Raw genomic sequence first — 23,225 nt, forward strand, 5'->3', positions numbered from 1 at the left:
GACTCGGTGGTTGAGCACGAGACGACATTTCGTGCAGTAACTATCAATTTCTCCTCCGGCCCGCGGTCCCTTCGTCATTCCCTTCATTCCTTTGAACGCGTGCGGCGCTCTCGCCGCTCCTCGCGCTTAACGTAGATGTCCGTCTTCACCTCGGGTTTGGGCAAATTGGCGATTGGGCCTTCCTCGCCCGAGGATTCGTCGTCTTCTGATGGCGCGTCGGAGTCTTCGCGCTTGTCACGACCGTTGTCGCGACCGTCGCGGCTCTCCCGAGCGCCGGTGTTGGGACGGAACCGAATCGTCGTGTTCACCTCGAACTGCAGCGACGTCAGGATCTTCTGCGCCTCGCCTGCCAAGTTCGTGTGCTCGAGGAAATCGCGGACCTCATTGGCCACGACCCGAACGACGCCGTTCTTCGTCTCGTCGATTTGAGCAAGCACGTAGCCCGCCATGCCTTTCGGCAGCTTGAGCTCGCTCATGATGTGCTTCACGGTGTCCGGAGCCTCGGCCGCCTTTTCGACGCCAATCTCCACGGCCCGCTTAATCAGATCAGGGATGACACCTTCGAGCCGGCGACGCCGGCTGCTGCCACCCCCCCCACCACGTTCGCCCTGATCATTCTCACCCATCGCTCACCCGCGACAGGGAGTAGCACCTCTACGCGGCGGAGAGAATGCGTGAGATGCCTTGGGCTGCGTGATCCATCGCCAACGTAGCTGCCGCGCCGCCTTCGCTGTGGCCGCGGGCACATAGAAAAACGTTCTGACCGGAGATCGTCAGCTCCCGCACCTCGACTTCGCTTCGCATCGCGAGAATGCGCGACATCGAGCCATCCTCTGTGCTGCTCTGGGTCTCCGGACGCGGGATGCGTGCAAAAAGAGGAGCGTACGCCGCGAGCTCTTCGCAGGCCGCCCATGAGCCAGCCCCGGCCACCACGACCCCCGAAGGATCGGCGAGCACGAGGGTTTCGAGGGAACCGTCGCTTCGCGCGTGAGAAAGCTGGTAGTGAAGGGCAATGAGCGGATCGGAGCTACGCTTACGGCGGCGGTCCTCGGTCTGGAGCATGGGGTGAGTTTCGTCTGTGGGTAGATGTGGGCCAACTTTTCAGAAGGGGCAGGAGACGTTGATGCGCGAGAATTTTCGTCGTCGCCGCGAGGACTTGTTCGACCGGATGACCCAGGAGCGGGGCGAGGACGCGGTGGCGGTGGTTCCCGCCGGGCAACCCCAATTGCGCAACAACGACACGGAGCACCCCTTTCGGCAGGACTCGGATTTTTACTACCTCACCGGTTTCGACGAGCCGGATGCCGTTCTGGTGATGGCCACGCGCGAGCGCAAGACGACGATGTTCGTGCGTCCGCGTGATCCCGAGCGCGAGACCTGGGATGGCCCGCGCGCCGGCGTCGAAGGCGCCAAGTCCGACTACGGCGCGGACGAGGCCTTTCCGTTGGCCGAGCTGGATGCCCATCTGATCAAACTGTTCCAGAATCAGCACCGTTTGTATTACCGCCTCGGGCGCAACCGCACCTTGGATGGCCGCATTTTCGCGGCAATCGAGCGCGGCATGATGCGCGGGCGCAGCCCGTTCTATTTTCCCAGCGAGATCGTGGACCTCGCCAGCTTGCTGCACGAGCAGCGCCTGGTGAAGAGCGAGGACGACCTCGCAAGCATGCGCAAGGCGCTGGCCATCACCGGCGAGGCCCACGTGAAGGCCATGGCGACGGCGCGGCCGGGGATGAACGAAGCGGAAATCGAGGGCGTGCTTCTCGAGACGTTTCGCCGGCGCGGGGCCAAGCGCGTGGCCTACCAGAGCATCGTGGGCTCGGGCCACAACGCGGCCATCCTCCATTACGTGGCGAACGATCGCGTCATGCAGGAAGGCGAGCTTTTGCTCATCGATGCCGGCTGCGAGTACGAATACTTCGCCAGCGATGTGACGCGTACCTTTCCGATCTCGGGCACCTTTTCGCGCGAGCAGCGGGCCATCTACGAGGTGGTGTTGGAGGCGCAGCTCGAGGCCATTTCGGCCTGCCGCGTGGGCGCGACGGTCGACGACGTGCACAAGAAAAGCGTGGCCGGCATCACACGGGGGCTGGTGAAGCTCGGGTTGCTCTCCGGCGAGCCGGAAAAGCTCATCGAGGAGGAGAAGCACAAGCCGTTCTTCATGCACCGCACCAGCCATTGGCTGGGCATGGACGTGCACGACGTGGGTTCCTACTTCGTCGGAGGCAAGCCGCGGCCGCTGGCCCCGGGCATGGTCCTCACCGTCGAACCAGGTATCTACCTATCGAAGGACTTCGCGAACGTCGGTCCCGAGTGGCGCTCCATCGGCGTGCGCATCGAGGACGACATCCTCGTCACCGAAAACGGTCCCGTGGTCCTGAGTGAAGCCATTCCCAAGATGCCCGAGGACGTGGAACGCGTTTGTAGGGGTTAGGGGTTAGGGAAGAAGGATTCTTTTAGCTTTTGGCGTCGAGGCGTACTCTCCAAACCCTATGGACATCGAGGACGCGCTGGACGGCTTCATCGCGCACCTTCGGGACGAGCGGCGCGCGTCGCCGCATACCGTGGCGGCGTACCGGCGTGACCTGAGCACCTTGGTGACGTTTTTCCGAGAGCGGCACGAAGGAAAGAAGGCGAACATCGAGGACGTCGACGTCTACCTCCTGCGCGGCTGGCTCGGGCAGCTGGCGCGTACGGTGACGCCCAACTCCATGTCGCGGAAGCTTGCGGCCCTGCGCACGTGGATGCGGTGGATGCGACGGCGCGGCATCCTCGAGAAGAGCCCCGCCGACGAATTGGCCAGCCCCAAGGTGCGCAAGCCGCTGCCGACCTTCGTCTCCGTCGATGCGGCCAAGCAGGTCGTCGAGTCGCCCGACGTCTCGGACGCCGCGGGCAAGCGCGATGCAGCGCTTCTCGAGTTGCTCTACGGCTCCGGCCTCCGTGTCAGCGAAGCCTCGGGCCTCACCCTGGACCAGCTGGATTTACCGGGCGCGACCGCGCGCGTCCTCGGCAAGGGCTCGAAAGAGCGGTACGTGCCGCTCGGCAGCAAATGCGTGGAGGCCCTCGCCGCGTACCTGGCCGTGCGTCGCGAACTACGGCACCGCCGCACGCAGTACATCGATCCGCACGCCGTGTTCGTCAGCACGCGCGGCGCGAGGCTCAACGTGCGCGCGATTGAACGCGCCGTTTCCAAGTACGGCGCCCTGGGCGCCGGGCGAGCCGATCTGTTCCCGCATGCCCTGCGCCACACCTGCGCCACGCATCTTCTCGAGGGCGGCGCCGACTTGCGCGCCATCCAAGAGATCCTGGGCCACTCGTCGCTTTCCACCACGCAGCGGTACACGCACGTGTCGATGGACCACTTGATGAAGGTCTACGATGCCGCGCATCCGCTCGCCCGTGCGCGGAAGGCGCTTCGCGGGAGCCAGGAAACCGACTGACTTTCCAGCCTGCCCTTACTTCCCAGTCGCGACTTTCGCACCGAGAATTCAAGACGGATACGAGATCCAAGTCTGCTAACAAGTCAAACCAATGCTTCTCGCTTGGTTCAAACGGCTCACCGTCGCGCTCGCGGGCGGGGCTGCTGCGGCCGTGCTGGTGGCGGCCATGGAGGCCCGATCGTGCGTCTCCGCGGGCACCGGCGCCAATGCTCCGCGCTACGCGGACCTGTTTTTCGCGGATGCGGCCGTCCTTTTGCCCGTCGCGCTGTTCGTGGCCGCGGGGCTTGGCGTGCTCATGTCCTTCCTCGAGCCGGATCGGCCGTACTCCTGGCGCGAGCACCTGGCGACCTTGCGCGCCCAGCCGGTGCTGATGCGCTCGCGCACGGCGGCCATCTCGCCGCTGGCGGTCTTCGTGGGCCTCTTCTGGATCGTGCTCATCGCCAATCTCGCGCGCCAGCTCTTTTCGCGTGGCGCCGCCCTCGAGGTGGGCATGGAGCTCGCGCTCGCGGGCATGGTCCTTCTCGCCGGCCTGGCATCGGTGGCGCTGTCGTTCGTGCCGCCGCTGCGACGGGTGCTGGCCACGGGGGCGGCGAAGCAACCATGGCTCATCGATCCGGTGGCCACCGGCGGGCTGGCGCTCCTCGTTTCCTTGGCGGTTCTGGCCGCCGGCATCTCGGCAGGTGACACCGGTGGGGAAGGAGGCGGCGCCCTGGGCATCTTCGGCGTGCTCAAACGCTCCGAACTGGACCTGCGTCCGGTCGTCGATCTTCTCGCCATCAGCGCGGGCGCCTACACCGCGCCCATCGCGCTCGCTCGGCGCAAGGTCAGCGCCCTTCGCTGGCTCGTCGCGGCCGTCGTGGCCTTCGCGCCGCTCGGTATCACCGTGCGCGAGGCGCGCGCCCTCAACGACGCGCCCCAGGTCACGCGCAGCATCGAGCGAAACGCGCCGCTCGGCAGCATCGCGCTCGCCGTCTCGCGCAAGGCCACCGATCGCGATCACGACGGCGCATCGGCCTACTTCGGCGGCGGCGACTGCGACGACCACGATCGCACACGATCACCGCTGGCCATCGACATCCCCGGCAACGGCATCGACGAGGACTGCTCCGGCAGCGACACCCCGCTGGCACCGCTGGCCTCGCCCGTGACCACACCGGCCAGCGCGGAGGCCACCAAGAGCGCCACCAAAACGGCGCTTCCCGAGGGCTTGAACCTCGTCTTCATCACCGTCGACACCTTGCGGCCCGATCTCGGATTCATGGGCTACGACAAGCCGGTCACGCCGAACTTGGACAAGCTGGCCGAAAAGGGCGTCATCTTCGACCACGCCTACTCCTTCGCCTCGTACACGGGAAAGAGCCTCGGCCCGCTTCTCATCGGCAAATACCCGAGCGAAACGCTTCGCAACGGCTCGCACTTCAACAGCTACGAGAAGGGCAACGTCTTCATCGCGGAGCGCTTCCAGCAGGCGCACATTCGTACCTTCGGCGCGGCGTCGCACTGGTACTTCACGCCGCGCAGCGGGCTCACTCAGGGCATGGACGAGTGGGATACGTCAGCCAAGCCCGCGACCGGGCAGGGCGACACCGACACGTCGGTCACCAGCAAGGAGCTGAGTGATGCGGCCCTCAAGCTTTTGGCCAAGCCGGAGAACACGTCAGGCCGCTTCTTCATGTGGCTTCACTACTTCGACCCGCACGCGCAGTACGCGGCGCACGAAGGCGCCCCCAATTTCGTGCCCGAGGGCACCAAGAGCCCGAGCAAGATCAACAAGGGCGCCTACGACGGCGAGGTGTGGTTCGTCGATCACCACATTGGGCGGGTACTCGATGCCATCGCCGCGCAGCCTTGGGGCAAGCGCACCGCCGTGGTGGTCACCTCCGATCACGGTGAAGCCTTCGGCGAGCACCATATGAACTGGCACGGTCACGAGATCTGGGAAGTGCTCGTTCGTGTGCCTCTTCTCGTCTACGTGCCGGGCCTCACACCGCACCACGTCCCGGTCAAGCGAGGTGCCATCGACGTGGTACCTACGCTGCTCGATATCATGCACGTCGAGGCGCCTTCGGGGGAGCTCTCGGGCCAGAGCATGTGGGACGATCTCACCGCAAAACCGGGGGCAACCTTCGCCGAGAGGGACGTGTATGTCGATATGCCCATCGGACCTTATACGGGCATGCGGCGGGCGATCATCCACGGACCGACGCCCGGGATGAAGTTGATTCACTTCGGTGGGAGCAACTACAGCCTCTTCGATCTGTCGTCCGATCCCGACGAAAAAGAGGATCTCGCCGACGACAAATCGAAGTTCCGCCCCATGCTCGAGGCCCTGCAAGCGCAGCGCGCCCGCATGAAGGAAATCGACGTCAAGCCCGAGCCCTAGCTCGAGACGCCGTCGCGCAAAAGCGCGGGGAGTTCGTGCAGCGACTTGAGAACGACGTCCGGACCCGCCGCGTAAAGGCGCGCCGGCGGCAAAAAGCCTTCGAGCACTGCGATGGTGGCGGCGCAGGCGGCCGCTTTTCCAGCGCCCACGTCTTGCGGGCCATCGCCGACCATCCAGGCCCGCGACGGCTCCACGTCCACCTCTTTCAGCGCCGAAAGCAAGGTGTATGGGTGCGGCTTGAGCGGACCATCTCCGCCGCCGCGAACGGTGTCGAACTCCGCGAGAATGCCCAGCGCCTCCAGGATGAGAAGCGTGGTTTCGCGCGGCTTGTTCGTCGCCAGAATGCGCTTCTTCCCGCTGGCCGCGTCGAGCGACTCGCGCGCGCCCGGAAGGAGCGTCGTGTGAACCACCGGGTTCGCACGGTAATACGTGTGAAATGCCTCGAGCGGCGACTCCAGCTCGGGTGCATCGGGCTTCACGCCGAACGCGCGCGAGAGCAATACGCGCGCGCCATCTCCGACGAAGCTCCGAATCACGCTGTCGGGCAAACGGGCCCGATCGTGCGTCTCGAGGGCGTGGTTGCAGGCCGCGGCAATGTCGGCCTGCGAATCAATCAACGTACCGTCCAGATCGAACAGGACGGCATCAGGGGCGGCGTATCGGCGAGCCATCACGCTCGAGCCTTTAGCACGCCGCCACCCCCCTTTCCCTCACTTCATGTGCCAGTGAATCGCGAGAAATCCGACTAAGCGGCGTTCTCGAGCGACGGGCCGCTGGCGGCCGGGGCCGGAACGGCCGGCTCGGAATCGGCGGTCTCGTTGACCGCGACGGTGCTGATGGGCGCCGCCTCGACGACTTCGGCCGATGCCACGGCCTCCATCGCAGCCGCCGCCGCTGCAGCGACCAACTCTTCTTGCGCCATCTCTTGCACCACTTCGGCGGCTTGCGCGGGTGCAGCTGCCGCCGGGCGGCTCACACGGGCGCGACGCGCACGCGCTGCCTCTTCACGGGCCTCCGCAGCGAGCGGCGTGGCCTCGAGCATGGTGCGCAGCCGCGAGCGGGCGCGGTGCAAGCGCGAACGAACCGCGCTCTCACTCAGCTCGAACCGGTCGGCGATTTCCTGCAGACCGAGATCCATGTGGTAGTGCGCGACGACGACGTTGCGGTAGTCCTCGGGCAGTTCTTCGAGGGCATTGCGCACGCGATGATCGCGCTCGCTGTTGGCCGCGCCGATGTCGCCGCGGGCAGCGAATTCGCCATCGTTGGACGCCGGCAGAGAGCCGAGCTCTTCGAGGTCGAGACCTTCGACCAGTCGGGCGCGGTGTCGGCGCTGCGATCGCATCATCATGAGGGCTTCGTTCGCGGTGACGCGAAAGAGCCATGTCGAGAAGCTCGAATCGCCTCGGAAGGAGCCGAGACGTCGGATGACTTGCATCAACGTTGCCTGTAGTAGATCGCGCCGATCCTCGTCGGCCACCGGATAGCGGAGAAGCTGCCGCTCGATGTGTGGCCGTAGCTCCTGTACAAGCGAGTTGAGGGCGCTCGTCTCGCCGTCGACGGCGCGCCGGAGAAGGGTGCGATCGATCGCAAATGCCATGGTCGTTCCTCGGAGTGGTGCGAGCCAAAGGCTCGTTAGGGACGGCACCGACGACGACGATCGCGTTGCGCGATTCCGTCGTCAGCACGGCGGAAGAGAATGCGAGTCCCGTGCCGAGGCGGCCTCGGGACTCCTCACCACTCCATGTAAGCGCGCACGCGCGTGCGCGGCTCCGACGCGAAATCGCGATCATTCTCGATGGATTCGCAATCGGCGTGCACCCGTCGTGGCCCTCCACGGCATCGCGCCCACGCGACACCACCCCTTAAGGCAACCCGACGTCGGCTTCGAAGCGTGAGAGTACGAGCTGAACGTCGCCTGCGATCGGCTTCGCTTCGTTGCGTCCCCGCCAACGTACTGTGCGTCAGCCGTAGAAACGCCCCCGTGCGCGTGTCGCCTTCCTGACGAAGGCGCGCATCGCCGCTGCGTCCGGCGCCCGCAAACACCGAAAAATATAGGTGTTTCACGAGGTGAACCTTTTTGTCGTTCGCGCTCGCGGACCCTCGATCCGCGTCTCACACGAACATCGTTGGCGGGTACAACAATGCCACACCCCGGCGAAATCGCCACGCACTTGCCCCTTTGCGGGGGGCCTCGCGGGATGCGATCACCTCGGTAGCACTGCTCGCGTCTGCCTGACCTGCCCCGTGCTTGGACGCCGCAGGGTGGATGCCCCTAAGCATCGTGAAGGGGTCATAACTCTTGGATGGCCCGGGAACGCGCGCGTTTCGCGTGTTGAACGCTCCCAAAGCGCGAGGGATGTTGGTAGGCTCCCGCGAAATGAGTGCTGTCGTTGTGGTTGGGGCGCAGTGGGGTGACGAGGGTAAGGGCAAAATCGTCGACATTTTCACCGAGCACGCCGAAGTCGTGGTGCGCTACGCAGGGGGTCCGAACGCGGGCCACACCCTGGTCGTAGGCGACGACAAAGTGATCGTGCGGCTGGTGCCGAGCGGCATCTTGCGGCCGCACACGCGCTGCGTTCTCGGGCAAGGCATGGCGATCGACCCGACTTCCCTCATCGGAGAGATCGACGAACTGCAGCGCCGCGGCTATGCGGCCGATGGGCAGCTAGTGGTCAGCGAGCGGGCTCATACGATCCTGCCGTACCACATCCTGGTCGACACGTTGCGCGAGCAACAAGCTGATGCCATCGGCACGACCAAGCGGGGTGTCGGTCCCTGTTACGAGGACAAGATGGCCCGCCGCGGCGTTCCGCTTGGGGCATTCCGCGATCGCGCCCGCACCGAGAAGCTCGTGCGTCGCGCGATGGAGGCCTGGCAGCCCACGGTCGCGGCGCTCGGTGGCGAGCTTCCGACCTTGGCGAAGGTGATGGAGGGCATCGACGCGGTTCGTGACCGCATCGTGCCGCTCCTGGTCGACGCCTCGGAGCTGCTGGAGGACGCTCTCCAGGCCGGCAAGAACGTGCTCTTCGAGGGCGCGCAGGGAGCCCTGCTGGACATCGACCACGGGACGTATCCCTACGTCACGTCGTCGAACTCGACGGCCGGCGGCGCGGCCACCGGTACGGGCGTCGGCCCGACCAGGCTTGGCAAGGTGATCGGCCTGGTCAAGGCGTACTCCACGCGCGTGGGCGGCGGACCGTTCCCCACGGAGCTCAACGACGAGACGGGTGAGCGCCTGCGAAAGATCGGGGCGGAGTTCGGCTCGGTCACCGGGCGGCCGCGCCGCACGGGCTGGCTCGACGCCTGCGCCGTCCGCTATGCGGCCCGCGTGAATGGGCTCGATGGCCTCGCGCTGACCAAGCTGGACGTGCTGACGGGCCTGCCGGAGATCAAGGTCTGCACGGGTTACCGCATCCGCGGCGTCGCGCGCACCTCCTTCCCGCTCGAGGACATCGAGTTGGCGGAGCCCATCTACGAGACGCTCCCCGGCTGGGGCCAGGACATCTCCGCGGCGCGCAGCATCGCGGACCTTCCGCCGGCGGCGCAGCGCTACATCGAATTCGTGGAGCGCGAGACCCGCTGCAAGGTGGTGCTCATCAGCGTCGGGCAGCGGCGGGACGAGACCATCCTCCTCGAAAAAATATTCGGCTAGTATTTGCTGGGCATGGCCCTGATCTCCGCCGCGGTTGCTCTCACCGTCGTCGCGCTTCACGCGCAGGCGGTGGGAAGCGTGCGCCCGCAGGAGTGCGGGGCCATCGAGGGGCCGCAGTCGGGGAACGTGTGGGAACGGGCGAAAACCCCGGAGCTGCGCAAGTACTGCGATCTGCTGGCCAGTGGCGCGTCGAAGCTGGCAGGCTTCGCGACCATGGCCCATGAGGTGATCGCCATCGCGAACGAGGCCGACACCTTGGTGCCCAAGCATTCGGCACCGGCGGTGCTCCGCGGGCGCGCCTACGCGAAGCTCGGGCGCTGGCTCGAGGCGTACAAAGAGATGAACGAGGCGCGCATCCGCGATCCGCGTGCGCTCGACGAGCCGGTCGCGCTGCTGACCTGGGCGCGGGTCACCGTGCGGGCCGGGCACGCGGACGAAGGCTACATCGCCTACCGCACGCTGCTTCCCCGCGCGGCGATGCTTCCGCTGGCCGAGCGGGGGCCGGCCTATGTGGAGGCGGGCTTCGTGTCCATGTCGCGGGGCCCTGCGGGGCTCGACGAGGCCATTTCCGTCTTTCGCCAGGCCCGGCGCGATGCGCAGGACACGGCGCAGGCGGTGGCCATTCTCGGGCTGGCGCTGGCGCTGGATCGCATGGGTGCCCGCGAGGAGGCTCGGGCGGTGCTGCTCGAGCGCCAGCTCGCCAACCCATGGCCGACGCTGTCCGATGCGCGTGCGCGTCAGCTTCTCGTGGGCCCCGGGGCCGAGCGTGAGACCGATGCGCTTGCGGCCATCGCGCTGGACGTCAGCGATCCCGCGAAGGCCAAGGCCTCGTGGCAGAAGTATGCCGACACCGCGGGCAGCAGTCCGTGGGTCGCCCACGCCCGAGCCCGCGCGCACGAGCCGGTGAAACGCATCGCGAACGTGGAGAAGAAGCCACGATGAAGCGCACCCTCGCTCTTGCGGTGGCCTTGTTCATGGCGCTCGGTTTCGGTGGCCGCCCGGCCCATGCCGATACGCCGCCCAATCCGTGGGACGTGGCGAAGAATCCGCAGATGCGCGGCACCTACGAGGTGCACGTGCGCGCGCGCGAGCGGATGATCCAGACCGAGTCGCTGCCGCTCGGCCGCCTCGAACGCGACAAGCGCTACGAGGAAGCTCGCGCCATCCTGGAGGAGGCCCACGCCGCGGAAAGCCCCGACGTGCGTCTGCGTTTCGATCTGGGCACGGTGTACGAGTCGCTCAACCGCCATGCGCAGGCGGCCGCCGTGCTGGAGAAGGCGCTGGCGATGGCGCCGGATCATCCTGCCGCCGAGGACGCGTGGCTGATGTTGGCGTACGCATACGCGCACGGCAACCAGCCGCTGAAGGAGCGCGAGGCGTACATCCGGTACCTACAGCGCGCGACCTACGGCTCCGGCCGGGTGACCGCCACCTTGAATCTCGCCGAGGCGGAGATGCGTCTCGGGCACCTCGAGGAGGCCATCGCCGGTTACCGGGAGGCCATTCAACTGGCCACCCTGGTACCCAGCGCAGGTGACACCGGGGTGCTCGCCGTGTGGGGCCTGGCCGTCGCCCTCGATCGACATGGCGACACGTCGGGCGCGATGGCCGAGGCCAAGTGGGCGACGGAGATCGACCATCGCCGTGTGATCGAGGACACCGTCAACGTCTTCTTCGTGCCGGAATACGAGCGCCTTTGGTACTTCGGCCTGCGCGAAATGGCACTGGGCCGCAACGGCAAGAACGCCCTCGAATCCGCGCTTCATTTCCGCCGCGCCGAGTCCATGTGGGCCGAATACGTCGACAAAGCCGATCCCGCCGACCCCTGGCGCGCCCGCGCCCGCATCCACCGCGACTCCGTTAAGAAAGAACGCGAAGAAGCCGAAAAGCGGATCAAACCGGGCAAAAAAGGCGCCGTCGAGCCCCTGCCGCACGACGAAGTGACGTTCTAAGAAGAATTCACAGGGAGACGGGGAGGCGGGGAGTTTTTGGGGTTTTCAATCGGCCCATTGAGCCAATGGAAAACCCAAAAAACTCTTCTTTCAGATCTCCCCGCCTCCCCGCCTCCCTGTTCAATTCTCTTCTTCGCCCTCGACGGCCTCGCCGTTTTCTTCCGTGTCGAGGCGCGAAGTGGTTGCGGAGCTGTCGGGGCCGGCGTCGCGGCGGGGTTTGAAGACGTCGTAGTCGTGGGTGCAGGCCGAGAGGAGGAGGGAGGCCGCTGCGACCATGATTGTAAGATGCATCTTTTTCAAAACGAGCCTCGCAACGAGATGCCCGTGGCGCCGAGGACCACTTGGGTGCGCGCGGCTGCCGGTGCTTGTGCGGAGCTGCCCTTTTTTGGCTGGCTCAGGACGAAGAGGGTGACGCCCGCGCCGGCGCCGAGGAGGCCGACCACCAAGCCGATGTTGGCGATGGTCTGCTGCGTTTTCCCTTTGCTGATGTCGTCGTTTTTCGACTCGGGGCAGGGGCCCTTGCCGCACGCATCTTCCAAGCTGCCGTAGGTACGGTTGTTCATCAGGCCGGCCACCACGAAGGTGATCAATCCGGCCGCGCCGACGCCGCCTGCGATGTATGCGCCGGTTCGCAGGCCCGAGCGATCATCGTGCGCCGCGGGGGCAGGGGCGGGGGCCTCCACCGTGGTCGATGTGCCGCTCTGCGCGTCGAGGCGCGTGTGCTCCGTCTGGCCGGCGGCCACCGTGACCGACGTGGTAACGGGCGCGCGGCCGGGGGTCTCCACCTCGATGGTGGTCGTGCCCGGGACGACGGGGGCGGGCTCGCTCCACCCCGCGCGGCGAATGCTGTCGCCGCCGATTTTTAGCGTGGTTTGCTCGGTGGGATTCTGCACGTCGACCACGACGAACCCGAGCTTGCTCGCCAGGGCATCGCGCTCGATGGTCGCCGCCTCGCCGGCCTTCTCGTAGCGGGTGTCGTCGCGGGCGAGCTCCTTCGCCTCGACGCGCGCCTTGTCGAATTCGACGTACGCGGCCACGAGATCGCCCTTCTGGCGCAGCGACCGCGCGAGAAAAAGTAGCGAATTTGGGCTCGCCACGATGTCGTGCGATGCGCGAAATTCCTCCGCCGCGCCCGCATAGTCGCGCGAATCGTAGAGCTTTCGCCCTTTGAGAAAGCGCGATTGGGCCTGCTCGCGCTGCACGGGCGTCGCCTTGCCGGGGTCCACGCCGGCGGCGAAGGCATCAGGGCTCGCGAGAAACGACGTCGTTAGGCTGAGGGAAAGGATGGCGGAGAGCCAAAACTGAGGAGAACGCATTCGGTTAGATCCCAAGCGGCACGTACGTGCTGCGCTTCGGGCGCGGCTTCGCAGCAGGTGCAGCACGGACGGCGGGCGGAGGCGGAGGGCTGGACTTCGGTGGCGCCGCGGCTTTGGGGGCCGCCGGCGCGGGTGCGGCATTGACCTTCGGTGACGCTGCGGCAGGCGCGACGGATGCTGCGGCCCGGCGCACCGGGGCAGCTGCCGCGGCACGCGCCGGAGAAGAAGGAGCAGAAGAAGTAGAAGGTGCGGCCGCCGTGGTGGCGGGCGGCGGTGGGGCAGCCGCGGGCTCGGGCGCCGGGGCAGGTGGCGGCGCGGCCGGCGTCGCAACGGCCAACGCCTTGGGCGCCGGCGCCGATTCCACGGGCTTGGCGGATGTCGCCGGCGTTTTGCCGGCGAGAGGCGCTTTCGCCGGGCGCAGAAGCAACGTCGTCGTGCACACGCTCACGAAGAGCAGGAGCGCCGCAAGGAACATCACGATGAGGATCTGCCGCTTTCGCCGCGGCGAGCGCGCCTGCAACTCCGTGATATCGCTCGGTCGCAGCGGGCTCGACTCCGGGGGCGCCGGCGTCCCATGGAGGGCCGGCGTCCCGCCGGCGAGAGGCGGGGCAGGGGTCATCCGCAGCGGCGCGTGATGGAGCGGCGGTGGCGGCGCGGCCATCACGTGCACCGGCGGCGGCGCCACAAAAGCAGGAGGGGCAGGAGGAGCAGGAGGAGGCGCGGGAGGAGCAGCAGGAGGCGCAGCCACGGGCGCAGGTTCCGGCGCCAACGAGGACCAGCGATCGTCGATGGACTCCAACTCCGCCGGGGGAGCCTCGGGCTCGATGATCTCCGCGAGTTCCTGCTCGAGATCGACCTCCTCCTCCAGTTCCTGCTCCACCGGTATGAGCGCAGGCTTCGTGGGCAGTGGCGGCGGCGCGGCCAGTGGCGGCGGCGCGACCATCTTTCTCGTCCCCGGCTTCCCCAAGATCCCCGCGACCTGCCGAGCTACCTCCGACGCCCCGGCGACCCGGTGCCCGGCCACATTGCGAATCGCCATAGCTAGATCAATGGCCGTTGCGTAGCGACGCTTGGGATCGACCGCCAGGGCGGCCGCCGCAATTTCGATGAGCGGTTCGGCCCACGCCACCGACGTGGTGGCCGCGGGGAGGTCGCCGGCGAGCTGCCGTGACAGCATTTCCGCGACCGTGGGCTGCGTGAAGAGGCGCTTTCCCGACAGCGCCTCCCAAAGCATCACGCCGATGGAGTACACGTCGGCGCGCCCGTCGGCGGTTCCGTCGCCCAGCAGAATCTCCGGCGCACAGCGCGCGGTCCGCTCGGCGAGGGGGCCGGTGGGGGCATGCAACGGTACCCGGTGAATGCGCAGCAGCCGCGCCACACCGTCGGTCCCCACGAGGATGCTCGAGGGGGCCACGTCGCCGTGAATCATCGAAGGAACTTTGGCCCCCGTCGATGTCGAACTCCACCCCGGCTCGCGCAGCGCATGGAGGGCGGCCAGCGCCGAAAGCGCGTCCAGCAGCAGCTTCAAACGCACTTCGAGCGAAAGCGACGGCTTGCGCTGGGACTCGGCCCGCGCATCGAGGCTCCCCCAGCGCTTGCCCTCGATGAATTCGGTCACCACCACGGCGTGCTCCGCCGTGGTGAACACGTCACGCACACGCGGCACGTTCGGGTGGCGCAACATGGCGATGCGCCGCGCGCGCCGGGTGAACGCGTCGAAATCCTCCGCGGTCACGTGGGTGCGCAGCACGCGCTCCAAGATCAACCGAGGGGCCGCTTCGCCTGCGGCCTCCGCGCGCACGATGTAGCTTTCGACGCCGGTGGAATCCGGCCCTGCATGCACGCCTTCCTCGGTCCCAAGAAAGCGCACCACGGCGTACTTCCCTATGGACAACGGCACCAACGGAGGAGTGGGCGCTGCGGCCACCACGGGCCCAGTCTAGCTTATTTTTCCTTCTGATTGCGTCGTCACGTATCGCGAAACAAATCGCGATTTTGCCACGCGGGCAGTGCGCGAAGATCCGCCCATACCTCCCGCGCCGATGTGTAGCGATATGCTTCGCGGCGCCGCAGCATCTTGGCAATGAGATGCCCGAGTGGTGTTCCAATCTGCTCCGCACGGCGACGCGGCTCACCACCACCCACTTGTCGAATCAGCTCTTGATAGGGCAATCCCGCGGCGAGTGCCGGAGATCCCGTCAGCATCCAATAGAGGAGGAGACCCACCTGATAGAGGTCGCTTTGCTTGCTCGTGTACCCCGCTGCAACCACCTCGGGCGCCATAATCTTGTGATGTACGACATTGGGTCGAATGGCCGACTGCCCGCGCAGCTCGTGGCTGATTCCAAAGTCGCTGATCTTCACGATGGGTCGGTCGGCATGCGAAATGAGCACGTTGCCCGGGTGGAGATCGTCGTGGACGATATCGTTGTCGTGGAGGAACTGCACGGCGGCAAGGAGCTGGCGCGCGAGCTCGATGACCAGGCTCTCTTGCATCGGCGGACCGAGCATCGCCGTGAGCGGGTGATCACAGCGCTCGAGGGCGAGGTAGTAGAGGAAGTTCTGCTCGAACGCGTCGTAGATGAACACCACGTTGGGGTGGCGTAAGAGCATCAAACGCTGCACCTCGCGCGCCCACTCGGCGTGCACCTCTCCGTGCGGGCGATTCGCGGGGCGGATCATCTTCACCGCGTAGACTTGGTCGAAGGGGCCGACGCACTCGTAGACGGCGCCGAACTCGCCCGAGCCGACGATGGACCTCACCTCGTAATTGCCCCGCGCCGAGGTGAGCACCGCGCCGACCTGCGGGTACTGCACGGTGATGCGCGGCATCGGCATCGGCGGCGTCGTGTGAAAGCCGTGGCCATGCAACGTGGGCGAGCCTTGTGCCCCCGCTCCTGGGTGATGCGTCTGCATGGGCGGCATCCCCGCGAGGGTCACGCTTCCTACGCCTCCCACCGGGTGCTGCGCTGCGAAGTTCTGCGATGGCGGATGCGTGAGCGGCTGCGTGGCCGAATGGCGGGGCGGAGGAGCAGCCCGCGGCTGACTCGACGGCGGCGGACCCGGGTTGCTTCCTGGATGGGGATGCGGGTGAGGCGGGTACGGCACGGGCGGGGTCGGCGGTGCCAGCGGCGCCTGCGGGCGCGGAACCGACGGCGGCGGTGCCGAAACGGGAGGCGGTATCGTTCCAGTCTTCGAGGGCGGGCCGCCGGTCACGCGTTCGATAGTAGCATTGCCGTGGTAGTCCTCAGCAACGATGACCCGCCCGGTCCCTACCAAGAACGAATGCGACCGCCTCCAGGAGGCCCGCGCAGGGCGAAAATGGCGGCGTTGGGGCACGTACCTCAGCTTGCGGCAGTGGGGGACGGTCCGTGAGGACTACTCGGCCAGCGGCGACGCCTGGCGCTACCTGACCTACGAAGACGCCGTCTTGCGCGCCTATCGCTGGGGCGAGGACGGCCTTCTGGGTATTTCCGACAACCGCGGCCTCGTGCACTTCGCGCCAACCCTGTGGAACGAAAGCGATCCCATCTTAAAAGAGCGCCTTTTCGGCCTGAGCGGGCCCGAAGGCAACCACGGGGAGGACGTCAAAGAGGTCTACTACTTCCTCGACGGCACCCCGACGCACTCGTACGCCAAGGCCATATACAAGTATCCGCAGCGGCGGTTTCCCTGCGAGGCCATCCGCGAAGCCGCCGCACGCGCGGGCCGGAACGTGCGGGAGCCGGAGATTTGGGACTTCGGCGTGTTCGACGACGATGCGTATTTCGACGTGTTGGTCGAATACGCCAAGGTCGACGTGGAGGACTTGATCATCCGCCTCACGGTGACCAACCGAGGCCGCAACGCCGCCCCCGTGCACCTGTTGCCCACGATTTGGTTTCGCAACACGTGGAGTTGGCAGGAGCCGGTATTGGAGGACAGTTTTTTTTGGGCCGAGTCCCCGAAGCGTGGCTACCGGACCATCGCCATGCAGCAGACCCACCTCGGTGCGCGCCGTCTGTACATCGAGGCGCCGACTCAGGATGGCCCCGAGCTTCTCTTCACCGAGAACGAGACGAACTTCGAGGCCCTCCATGGGACGCCGAATCGGACGCCCTACACCAAGGACGCGTTCCACCGCTACGTCGTTTCGGGCGAAACCGCTGCGGTGAACCCTGAAAAGCGCGGAAGCAAGGCCGCGGCGCACGTCCGTTGGGTGCTCGGGCCGGGCGAATCGAAAGTGATGCACCTTCGTTTCACCGACACGCCGCTCGAGGCCCCCTTTGCGAACATCGGCGCGCTCTTCGAAGAACGCATCGCCGATGCCCATGCCTTTTACGACGGCATCATGCCGAGCGGACTCTCGCAAGAGGAGCGGGCCGTCTACCGCCAAGCGATGGCCGGTCTGCTCTGGACCAAGCAATTCTATTGCTTCGACGTGGATCGCTGGCTGCGCGGCGATCCGGCGTACCCGGCGCCGCCCCAAGAGCGTATGAATGGGCGCAACCACGATTGGCGCAGCCTGTACAACAGCGAAATCCTGTCGGTTCCCGACAAATGGGAATTCCCTTGGTACGCGGCGTGGGATCTCGCATTCCATTGTTTGCCTTTCGCGCTCATCGATGCCGAGTTCGCGCGCACGCAGCTGACGCTCTTGTTGCGTGAATGGTACATGCATCCCAATGGACGCCTACCGGCCTACGAATGGGCCTTCGGCGACGTGAATCCGCCCGTCCACGCGTGGGCCGCGCTCCGCGTTTACCAGATCGAGCGGCGCATGACGGGCAACCTCGATCGCGCCTTCCTCGAGAGCGTCTTTCATAAATTGATGTTGAACTTCACCTGGTGGGTGAATCGCAAAGACGCCGACGGGAAAAACGTCTTCGAGGGCGGCTTTCTCGGATTGGACAACATCGGTGTCTTCGACCGGAGCAATGCCTTGCCCGAGGGCGGGACGCTCGAACAGGCCGATGCCACGAGCTGGATGGGCATGTACTGCCTCAATCTGCTCGCCATGTCCCTGGAGCTCGCGCGCGAGAATCCCAGCTACCAGGACGTGGCGAACAAATATTTCGAGCACTTTCTCTACATCGCACGCGCGATGAATGGGAATCCGTCCTCGCGGCTCGGCAAAGACAAGAAAAAGAAGATGCGGGAGGGCGAGGATTCGGTCTGCCTCTGGGACGAGGAGGACGGCTTTTTCTACGACGTGCTCCGTCTGCCGGGCAATCAATACGCGCCGCTCAAAGTGCGCTCGATGGTGGGCATCATTCCGCTCTTTGCGGTGGAGACCATCGACGACGAGCTTCTGCAGCAGTTTCCCGCTTTCGTCAAACGGGTGCGTTGGTTCGTGGTGAATCGGCCGGAGCTGGGCGCGTACGTGGCGCAATTCCAAGGCTTCGGGCATTCCCGTCCCGGGGGGCGACACATTCTGTCGCTGGTGGGACCCGAGCGCCTCGCGCGCATTCTGCGGCGTGTGCTCGATGAAAACGAGTTCCTTTCGCCTTACGGGATCCGCTCTCTGTCGCGCGTGCACCTCGAAAAGCCGTATTCGCTGGCCATCAATGGCGCCGTGCACCAAGTGGCCTACGAGCCGGGCGAATCGGGGAGCGGTCTCTTTGGCGGCAATTCGAATTGGCGCGGGCCAATTTGGTTTCCCGTGAATTACCTGCTCATCGAAGCGCTGCAGAAGTATCACCACTTTTACGGGGACGAGCTCAAGGTGGAATGCCCCACGGGCTCCGGAAAGTGGATGAACCTCTGGGACGTGAGCTCCGAGCTGTCACGCCGCCTGGCGAGCCTTTTTCTACGCGGCAAGGATGGGCGCCGCCCCATCGATGGATCGCAGGAAAAGCTCGAACGCGATCCGCACTTTCGCGATTATCTGATCTTTCCCGAATATTTCCACGGCGACACGGGCGCAGGTTTGGGGGCCAACCACCAGACGGGTTGGACTGCGCTGGTGGCGAAGTTGCTTCAGCAGAGTCCTTTGTGGCGCGATCGCGAGAAAGAAAAATGACGAGCAAGAACGGTGGCGGCGAACGTTTCGACGAGGCTTATTATCAGCGCTTTTACGAATCCAAAGAGACGCGTGTTTATGGCAAAGACTCCATCGCCCACCTCGCGCGGGGCGTGACCGAGATGATTGCCTGGTACGGGGGCGATATTCGCTCCGTGCTGGACATCGGCGCCGGCACGGGGTTGTGGCGCGATTGGTTCGCCGCGAACAAGAAGAACGTGCACTACCTCTCGACGGAGGTCAGCGAGCACGCGTGCAAGAAGTACGGTCACAAGCAGTGCGATATTTCCGTGTGGCGCACGCGCGAGCAGTTCGATTTGGTCATCTGCCAGGGCGTTCTCCCGTACCTCGACGCCGACGCCGCCACCCGCGCCATCGAGAACATCGCCTCCATGAGCAATGGCTTCCTCTACCTGGAAGCCGTCACCAAATACGATCTCGAGGAAATCTGCGACCGCGACTTCACCGACACCACCCAACGCGCCCGCACCCGCAAATGGTACCGCACCCGGTTGGACAAGTTTTATACGCCCCTAGGATGCGGGCTTTACTACTCCAAACGCGGGCATTTGACCTTCTACGAATTGGAAAAAGCGTGAGATTTGAACCGCCAAGACGCCAAGAGCGCCAAGATAATTTGTAATTTATTTTTTTTCTTGGCGTCTTGGCGGTTTTCCTTTTTCATCTCGCCAAGAGGAAGCTGGCCAGTTTTTCGAAAACCTTTTCCTGGCAGCCGGTCGATAAGAATAGATCGGCGTGGGCCATGGGGAAGGTGGGGTCGCCCACGGCGAGGAGCTCTTTGTCGTCGGAGCCGATGCTGTCATACGGGGCGCGGGCGGTTTCGGGGGGGACGATGCCGTCGTCGTTGGCCACGATGCACAAGAAGGGATGGTGCATGTCTGCGAGGGCGCGCGAGACGTTCACCCCGCGCAGGATGAGATCGCGTTCGGCCATCCAGCGGGCGATATCCATGTTGACGTAGGGATTCGGGTCTTCCACCGTTTGCACCATCGTGGCCGCGTGGCTCGTGTCCGTGGAGCTCGCGTTCATGTAGACCGAGAGCACCTTCGGTGCATATTTGGCGAGCACCGGCAGGGCGATGCCGGCGAGTTTTCGCGTGCCGCGCATGCGGACGAGGCCGATGAGGCGGCTCGAATAAAAGGCCGCGCGCACGGCCGGGTGGATCTTCACCCACGTGACCAGGCCACCCACGTTCACCAGGCAGCGCACGGGCGCGTCTTTCGTGCGTGCCATGTAGCCGAACATCAACGCCGCGCCGAGGCTGGCGCCGATCAGATCGACCTGCTTGGCCCCCGTTTTGGTGTGCGTGAGAACGTGGTCGATGGCCACCGCCGTGTCGTCGACCATTTCGGCCAGCCCGTAGCGGTTGTTCCCGAAGGTGCGCTCCGAGCGGCCTTGCTCGCGCAAATCGACGCTCCACACCTCGATGCCGCGCGAGGCGAGGTACTCCTCGAGCGAAAGCCCCTTCGGGTGAAAGCTGAAGATGAACGAGTTCATCCCGTAGCCGGGGACGATGAGGGCCGGCCGGCCCTTGGTTCCGTTTTGGGCCGCGGGCGCGATGCGCTTGAGGGAGAGGCGCCAGCCGGCGCCGTTGTCCACGCTGTAGAGTTCAGTCATCGAGTCATCCGAGAACGGCAAACTTGAGATAGCGCCCTTCGGGCCATGCCGGTAGGGTTGGATGGTCCGGCGGCGCGCCGTGATGCTCGAGAAGGCGCAGCTCGGTGCGGTTCGTGGCCGCATCGTCGAGGGTCGTGAGGAAGCTCTCCGTGTCCACGTGGCTCGAGCAGGACGCCGCGCAGAAGATGCCGCCGGGGGCGAGCACGTCCGCGCAGGCCCGATGCAGCGAGCGGTAGGCGGCAAGGGCGCGGGGCAGCGATTTCTCGTTGGAGGCGAAGCTCGGAGGATCGCTGATGACGAGATCCCAGACCGTGCCCCGGCGCTTCGCGTCGGCGAGAAAGGCGAACGCGTCGGCGGTGACGAAAGCATGCGCGCCCGGTTCGACACCGGCCAAGCGAAAGCTCGCCTGGGCGGCCGCATGCGCGCCCGCGGCGATGTCCACGCTGGTCACGTGCTTGGCACCTCCCAGCGCGGCAAACAGGGAGAAGCCTCCCGCGTACGAAAAAAGATTGAGCACGCGCCGCCCCGGTGCAAGCAGGCCCGCGCGCCAGCGGTTCTCGCGCTGGTCGAGAAAGGCGCCCGTCTTCTGGCCTTGGAGCACGTCCACCATGAAGCCAACGCCATGCTCGCGCACGGCAACGCGCTCCTTCGGATCGGGCCCGCGCAACGTCGTCGCCTTGGTCGCGGACGGCTTGCCCTCGCGCGCCTTTTTCCCCTCGCGCAAGAGCAGTGTCACGATGCCCAGCTTTTGAAGCTCGGGCCACGCAGCCTGCACGAACTCCTCCACGCGCGCCGCCGCGCCCTCGCCGTCGACGCGCAGCACGGCCACGTTGTCGTAGCGGTCGAGCACGAAGCCCGGAAGGCGATCGCCCTCGCCATGCAAAAGGCGGTACGCGTTGGTCTGCCCATCAGCAAAAAGGCGCGCGCGCACGGCGAACGCCGAGGCGATCCGCCGCGCGAACAGCGCGCGATCGATGGGCATCTTCGCCCCGTCCGCGCCGGTGAAGAGCCTTGCGGCGATGGGCGATGCGGGATCGGCGAGGCCTCGACCGAGCACGCTGCCATCCGGCGCCATCACCAGCACATCTTGGCCAGCTTCGACGCCATCGAGCCCGCGTTGCACGGTTCGTTGCCATACCCACGGGTGCCCGCGGCGGAGTTTTTCAACCGCTGCGGCTCCGACCTCGAGGCGGCGGGCATTCGACGCGCCGGCGTCGTCGGTCTTCGACTCGAGTTTTCTCATCCGTGTGTAACGTCTTACCTCAATCATGAACTTCATGAAATCGGCGCATCCGCTGCATCTCGCGGAGGTCCTCGCCGCGCTCTCGCTCGCCACGGATCTCGCGAACGATCAGCCGTTCGAAACGAGCTTGCGCGCCTGCCTTCTCGCAACGGAGCTGGCCCGTGCGGCGGGCGCGAGCACAGAGACCATCGCCGACGTGTACTACGCGGGGTTGCTCCGTTTCGTCGGGTGCACGGCCTTTTCCTCGGAGTGGGCCGGGGCCCTGGGCGGCGACGACAATGTGCTTCACCGCACCTTCGCGCCCATCGATGCACGGCGCCCGGGCGAGCTTTTGCCCGCGGCCATCGGTCTCGGCAAAGGCCGCGGGCTCAAAGAGCGCGTGCGCGCCGTGGCGAACTTCGTGACCGAAGGGCCGTCCATCCTGACGGCGTTCGCGGCCAGCAATTGCGAGGCGGCCTTGCGCTTTGCCGCGCGCCTCGACATGGGGGCGGGGGTCATCGCCACCCTGGGGCAGATTTACGCACGGTGGGACGGGCGCGGCTTTCCAGCGAACCTCGCCGAGGAAAGCATTGCGCTGCCGGCGCGCATCCTCCAAGTCGCGCGTGTGGCGGAGATTCACGCGCGGGTCAGCGGCCTTGCCCACGCGCAGTCGGTGCTGAAGACGCGCGCCGGCGGGCAGCTCGATCCGCACTTGGTGAAGGTGTTCGCGAGCGAGGCCGAGTTGCTCTTGGCCCCGCTCGAGGGGCCGTCGGTGTGGGACGCGGTGCTGGCGCGGGCACCCTCGACGAATCCGTCGCGTGCGGGTATCGCGGAGGTGGCGCGCGCGTTTGCGGACTTCGCCGATTTGAAGTCGGTGTATTCGGTGGGGCATTCGACGTCGGTGGCCGAGCTGGCGGAGCGCGCGGCGAAGCTTCTCGGTCTGGACGAAAGCGCGCGCGCGAACGTGCGGCATGCGGCGCTGCTCCACGATCTGGGAAGCGTGAGCGTGCCCGCGGGCATCTGGGAGAAAAAGGGCGCGCTCACCACCGCCGAATGGGAGCGCGTCCGCTTGCATCCGTATTACACGGAGCGGGTGCTCGCGCGCTCGCCGCTGCTTTCCGAGGTCGCGATTTTGGCCGGTGCGCACCATGAGCGGTGCGACGGCTCGGGGTACTCGCGCGGCACGCCCGCGGCATTGATTCCGCCGGACGCGATGGTCATCGCCGCCGCGGATTGCTACTGCGCCTTTCTCGAGGCTCGCCCGCACCGCCCTGCGCTGGGCGCTGCGGAGGCCGTGCGTGCCATGCGCGCGGAGGTGTCGCAGCGCAGGTTCGAGGCGGAAATCGTCGAGGCCATCCTCGAGGCAGCAGGGCACGAGCGGCAACGCCGTCGCCAGACATGGCCCCGTGGTTTGAGCGATCGCGAAGTGGACGTGCTTCGCCGCGTGGCACGTGGATGTTCGAACAAGGAGATTGCCGAGCAGCTCTCCATCTCGCCGCGCACGGTGCAGCATCACGTGGCGCACATTTACGAGAAAATCGGTGTGTCCACGCGCGCGGGGGCCACGCTGTTCGCAAGCGAGAACGATCTTCTGGGCTGGGTAAACGACGCACCATAGGCA

The 23,225-nt window shown here is 66.0% G+C and carries 19 protein-coding genes; 9 read left to right on the forward strand and 10 right to left on the reverse strand.

Features of this window, described 5'->3' with window-relative positions:
* Window positions 1-83 precede the first annotated feature (83 nt).
* A complete protein-coding gene (locus LZC95_17635; protein WXA98641.1) occupies window positions 84-626 on the reverse strand; it encodes a hypothetical protein in 543 nt (180 codons plus the stop codon).
* Between the two features lie 28 nt (window positions 627-654).
* The gene (locus LZC95_17640; protein ID WXA98642.1) at window positions 655-1,062 is read right to left on the reverse strand and encodes a hypothetical protein; all 408 of its coding nucleotides are present in this window, start codon (window positions 1,060-1,062) and stop codon (window positions 655-657) included.
* Window positions 1,063-1,123: 61 nt separating this feature from the next.
* On the opposite strand from LZC95_17640, the gene LZC95_17645 reads away from it, so the two are divergent.
* The 3 genes from LZC95_17645 to LZC95_17655 all read left to right on the forward strand — a co-directional run bounded on the left by LZC95_17645 (window position 1,124) and on the right by LZC95_17655 (window position 5,823).
* The gene (locus LZC95_17645; protein WXA98643.1) at window positions 1,124-2,434 is read left to right on the forward strand and encodes an aminopeptidase P N-terminal domain-containing protein; all 1,311 of its coding nucleotides are present in this window, start codon (window positions 1,124-1,126) and stop codon (window positions 2,432-2,434) included.
* 58 nt (window positions 2,435-2,492) lie between these two features.
* Entirely contained in the window at window positions 2,493-3,440 is a 948-nt protein-coding gene (locus tag LZC95_17650; GenBank protein ID WXA98644.1) for a tyrosine recombinase XerC, read from the forward strand.
* A 91-nt stretch (window positions 3,441-3,531) separates the two neighbouring features.
* Window positions 3,532-5,823, forward strand: a complete 2,292-nt coding sequence (locus LZC95_17655; GenBank protein WXA98645.1) for a sulfatase-like hydrolase/transferase — start codon at window positions 3,532-3,534, stop codon at window positions 5,821-5,823.
* On the opposite strand, the gene LZC95_17660 is transcribed toward LZC95_17655, so the two are convergent.
* Both LZC95_17660 and LZC95_17665 read right to left on the reverse strand, forming a co-directional pair.
* Window positions 5,820-6,494, reverse strand: coding sequence for an HAD-IA family hydrolase (locus tag LZC95_17660; GenBank protein WXB00349.1), 675 nt, complete (start codon window positions 6,492-6,494; stop codon window positions 5,820-5,822). The two genes, LZC95_17655 and LZC95_17660, sit on opposite strands and share 4 nt — an antisense overlap.
* A 74-nt stretch (window positions 6,495-6,568) precedes the next feature.
* Window positions 6,569-7,420, reverse strand: a complete 852-nt coding sequence (locus tag LZC95_17665; GenBank protein WXA98646.1) for an RNA polymerase sigma factor — start codon at window positions 7,418-7,420, stop codon at window positions 6,569-6,571.
* Between the two features lie 780 nt (window positions 7,421-8,200).
* Between LZC95_17665 and LZC95_17670 the strand changes: the two genes are divergently transcribed.
* The 3 genes from LZC95_17670 to LZC95_17680 are packed head-to-tail and all read left to right on the forward strand — an operon-like array spanning window position 8,201 to window position 11,427.
* Entirely contained in the window at window positions 8,201-9,475 is a 1,275-nt protein-coding gene (locus tag LZC95_17670; protein ID WXA98647.1) for an adenylosuccinate synthase, read from the forward strand.
* 12 nt (window positions 9,476-9,487) lie between these two features.
* A complete protein-coding gene (locus LZC95_17675) occupies window positions 9,488-10,417 on the forward strand; it encodes a hypothetical protein (GenBank protein WXA98648.1) in 930 nt (309 codons plus the stop codon).
* Entirely contained in the window at window positions 10,414-11,427 is a 1,014-nt protein-coding gene (locus LZC95_17680) for a tetratricopeptide repeat protein (protein ID WXA98649.1), read from the forward strand. The genes LZC95_17675 and LZC95_17680 overlap by 4 nt, the downstream gene beginning before the upstream one ends.
* 120 nt (window positions 11,428-11,547) lie before the next feature.
* Here LZC95_17680 and LZC95_17685 read toward each other — a convergent pair whose 3' ends face one another.
* The 4 genes from LZC95_17685 to LZC95_17700 all read right to left on the reverse strand — a co-directional run bounded on the left by LZC95_17685 (window position 11,548) and on the right by LZC95_17700 (window position 15,959).
* Window positions 11,548-11,703, reverse strand: a complete 156-nt coding sequence (locus LZC95_17685) for a hypothetical protein (GenBank protein WXA98650.1) — start codon at window positions 11,701-11,703, stop codon at window positions 11,548-11,550.
* Between the two features lie 20 nt (window positions 11,704-11,723).
* Window positions 11,724-12,743: a tetratricopeptide repeat protein gene (locus tag LZC95_17690; GenBank protein WXA98651.1), complete on the reverse strand. Its 1,020-nt coding sequence runs from the start codon at window positions 12,741-12,743 to the stop codon at window positions 11,724-11,726.
* A gap of 4 nt (window positions 12,744-12,747) precedes the next feature.
* Window positions 12,748-14,616, reverse strand: coding sequence for a protein kinase (locus LZC95_17695; GenBank protein ID WXA98652.1), 1,869 nt, complete (start codon window positions 14,614-14,616; stop codon window positions 12,748-12,750).
* 95 nt (window positions 14,617-14,711) lie between these two features.
* The gene (locus LZC95_17700; GenBank protein WXA98653.1) at window positions 14,712-15,959 is read right to left on the reverse strand and encodes a serine/threonine protein kinase; all 1,248 of its coding nucleotides are present in this window, start codon (window positions 15,957-15,959) and stop codon (window positions 14,712-14,714) included.
* A gap of 40 nt (window positions 15,960-15,999) precedes the next feature.
* On the opposite strand from LZC95_17700, the gene LZC95_17705 reads away from it, so the two are divergent.
* Complete coding sequence (locus LZC95_17705) at window positions 16,000-18,744, forward strand: glucosidase (protein WXA98654.1); 2,745 nt, start codon at window positions 16,000-16,002, stop codon at window positions 18,742-18,744.
* On the forward strand, window positions 18,741-19,343 hold the full coding sequence (locus LZC95_17710) for a class I SAM-dependent methyltransferase (protein WXA98655.1): 603 nt from the start codon (window positions 18,741-18,743) through the stop codon (window positions 19,341-19,343). The genes LZC95_17705 and LZC95_17710 overlap by 4 nt, the downstream gene beginning before the upstream one ends.
* A gap of 82 nt (window positions 19,344-19,425) precedes the next feature.
* Here LZC95_17710 and LZC95_17715 read toward each other — a convergent pair whose 3' ends face one another.
* Window positions 19,426-20,382: a lysophospholipase gene (locus LZC95_17715; protein ID WXA98656.1), complete on the reverse strand. Its 957-nt coding sequence runs from the start codon at window positions 20,380-20,382 to the stop codon at window positions 19,426-19,428.
* A gap of 4 nt (window positions 20,383-20,386) precedes the next feature.
* Window positions 20,387-21,625, reverse strand: a complete 1,239-nt coding sequence (locus LZC95_17720) for a class I SAM-dependent rRNA methyltransferase (GenBank protein ID WXA98657.1) — start codon at window positions 21,623-21,625, stop codon at window positions 20,387-20,389.
* 25 nt (window positions 21,626-21,650) lie between these two features.
* Here LZC95_17720 and LZC95_17725 point away from each other — a divergent pair, with 25 nt between their 5' ends.
* Window positions 21,651-23,222, forward strand: coding sequence for a LuxR C-terminal-related transcriptional regulator (locus LZC95_17725; GenBank protein WXA98658.1), 1,572 nt, complete (start codon window positions 21,651-21,653; stop codon window positions 23,220-23,222).
* The last annotated feature ends 3 nt before the right edge of the window (window positions 23,223-23,225 follow it).

Source organism: Sorangiineae bacterium MSr12523 (genome assembly GCA_037157775.1).
GTDB classification, from domain to species: domain Bacteria; phylum Myxococcota_A; class Polyangia; order Polyangiales; family Polyangiaceae; genus Pendulispora; species Pendulispora brunnea.

Coding starts and splice junctions, on each gene's coding strand:
- LZC95_17660 (WXB00349.1), bottom strand. CDS start 6,494: ATGGCTCGCCGATACGCCGCCCCTGATGCCGTCCTGTTCGATCTGGAC.
- LZC95_17705 (WXA98654.1), top strand. CDS start 16,000: ATGACCCGCCCGGTCCCTACCAAGAACGAATGCGACCGCCTCCAGGAG.
- LZC95_17725 (WXA98658.1), top strand. CDS start 21,651: ATGAACTTCATGAAATCGGCGCATCCGCTGCATCTCGCGGAGGTCCTC.
- LZC95_17710 (WXA98655.1), top strand. CDS start 18,741: ATGACGAGCAAGAACGGTGGCGGCGAACGTTTCGACGAGGCTTATTAT.
- LZC95_17680 (WXA98649.1), top strand. CDS start 10,414: ATGAAGCGCACCCTCGCTCTTGCGGTGGCCTTGTTCATGGCGCTCGGT.
- LZC95_17670 (WXA98647.1), top strand. CDS start 8,201: ATGAGTGCTGTCGTTGTGGTTGGGGCGCAGTGGGGTGACGAGGGTAAG.
- LZC95_17715 (WXA98656.1), bottom strand. CDS start 20,382: ATGACTGAACTCTACAGCGTGGACAACGGCGCCGGCTGGCGCCTCTCC.
- LZC95_17640 (WXA98642.1), bottom strand. CDS start 1,062: ATGCTCCAGACCGAGGACCGCCGCCGTAAGCGTAGCTCCGATCCGCTC.
- LZC95_17685 (WXA98650.1), bottom strand. CDS start 11,703: ATGGTCGCAGCGGCCTCCCTCCTCCTCTCGGCCTGCACCCACGACTAC.
- LZC95_17675 (WXA98648.1), top strand. CDS start 9,488: ATGGCCCTGATCTCCGCCGCGGTTGCTCTCACCGTCGTCGCGCTTCAC.
- LZC95_17690 (WXA98651.1), bottom strand. CDS start 12,743: ATGCGTTCTCCTCAGTTTTGGCTCTCCGCCATCCTTTCCCTCAGCCTA.
- LZC95_17665 (WXA98646.1), bottom strand. CDS start 7,420: ATGGCATTTGCGATCGATCGCACCCTTCTCCGGCGCGCCGTCGACGGC.
- LZC95_17645 (WXA98643.1), top strand. CDS start 1,124: ATGCGCGAGAATTTTCGTCGTCGCCGCGAGGACTTGTTCGACCGGATG.
- LZC95_17720 (WXA98657.1), bottom strand. CDS start 21,625: ATGAGAAAACTCGAGTCGAAGACCGACGACGCCGGCGCGTCGAATGCC.
- LZC95_17650 (WXA98644.1), top strand. CDS start 2,493: ATGGACATCGAGGACGCGCTGGACGGCTTCATCGCGCACCTTCGGGAC.
- LZC95_17635 (WXA98641.1), bottom strand. CDS start 626: ATGGGTGAGAATGATCAGGGCGAACGTGGTGGGGGGGGTGGCAGCAGC.
- LZC95_17655 (WXA98645.1), top strand. CDS start 3,532: ATGCTTCTCGCTTGGTTCAAACGGCTCACCGTCGCGCTCGCGGGCGGG.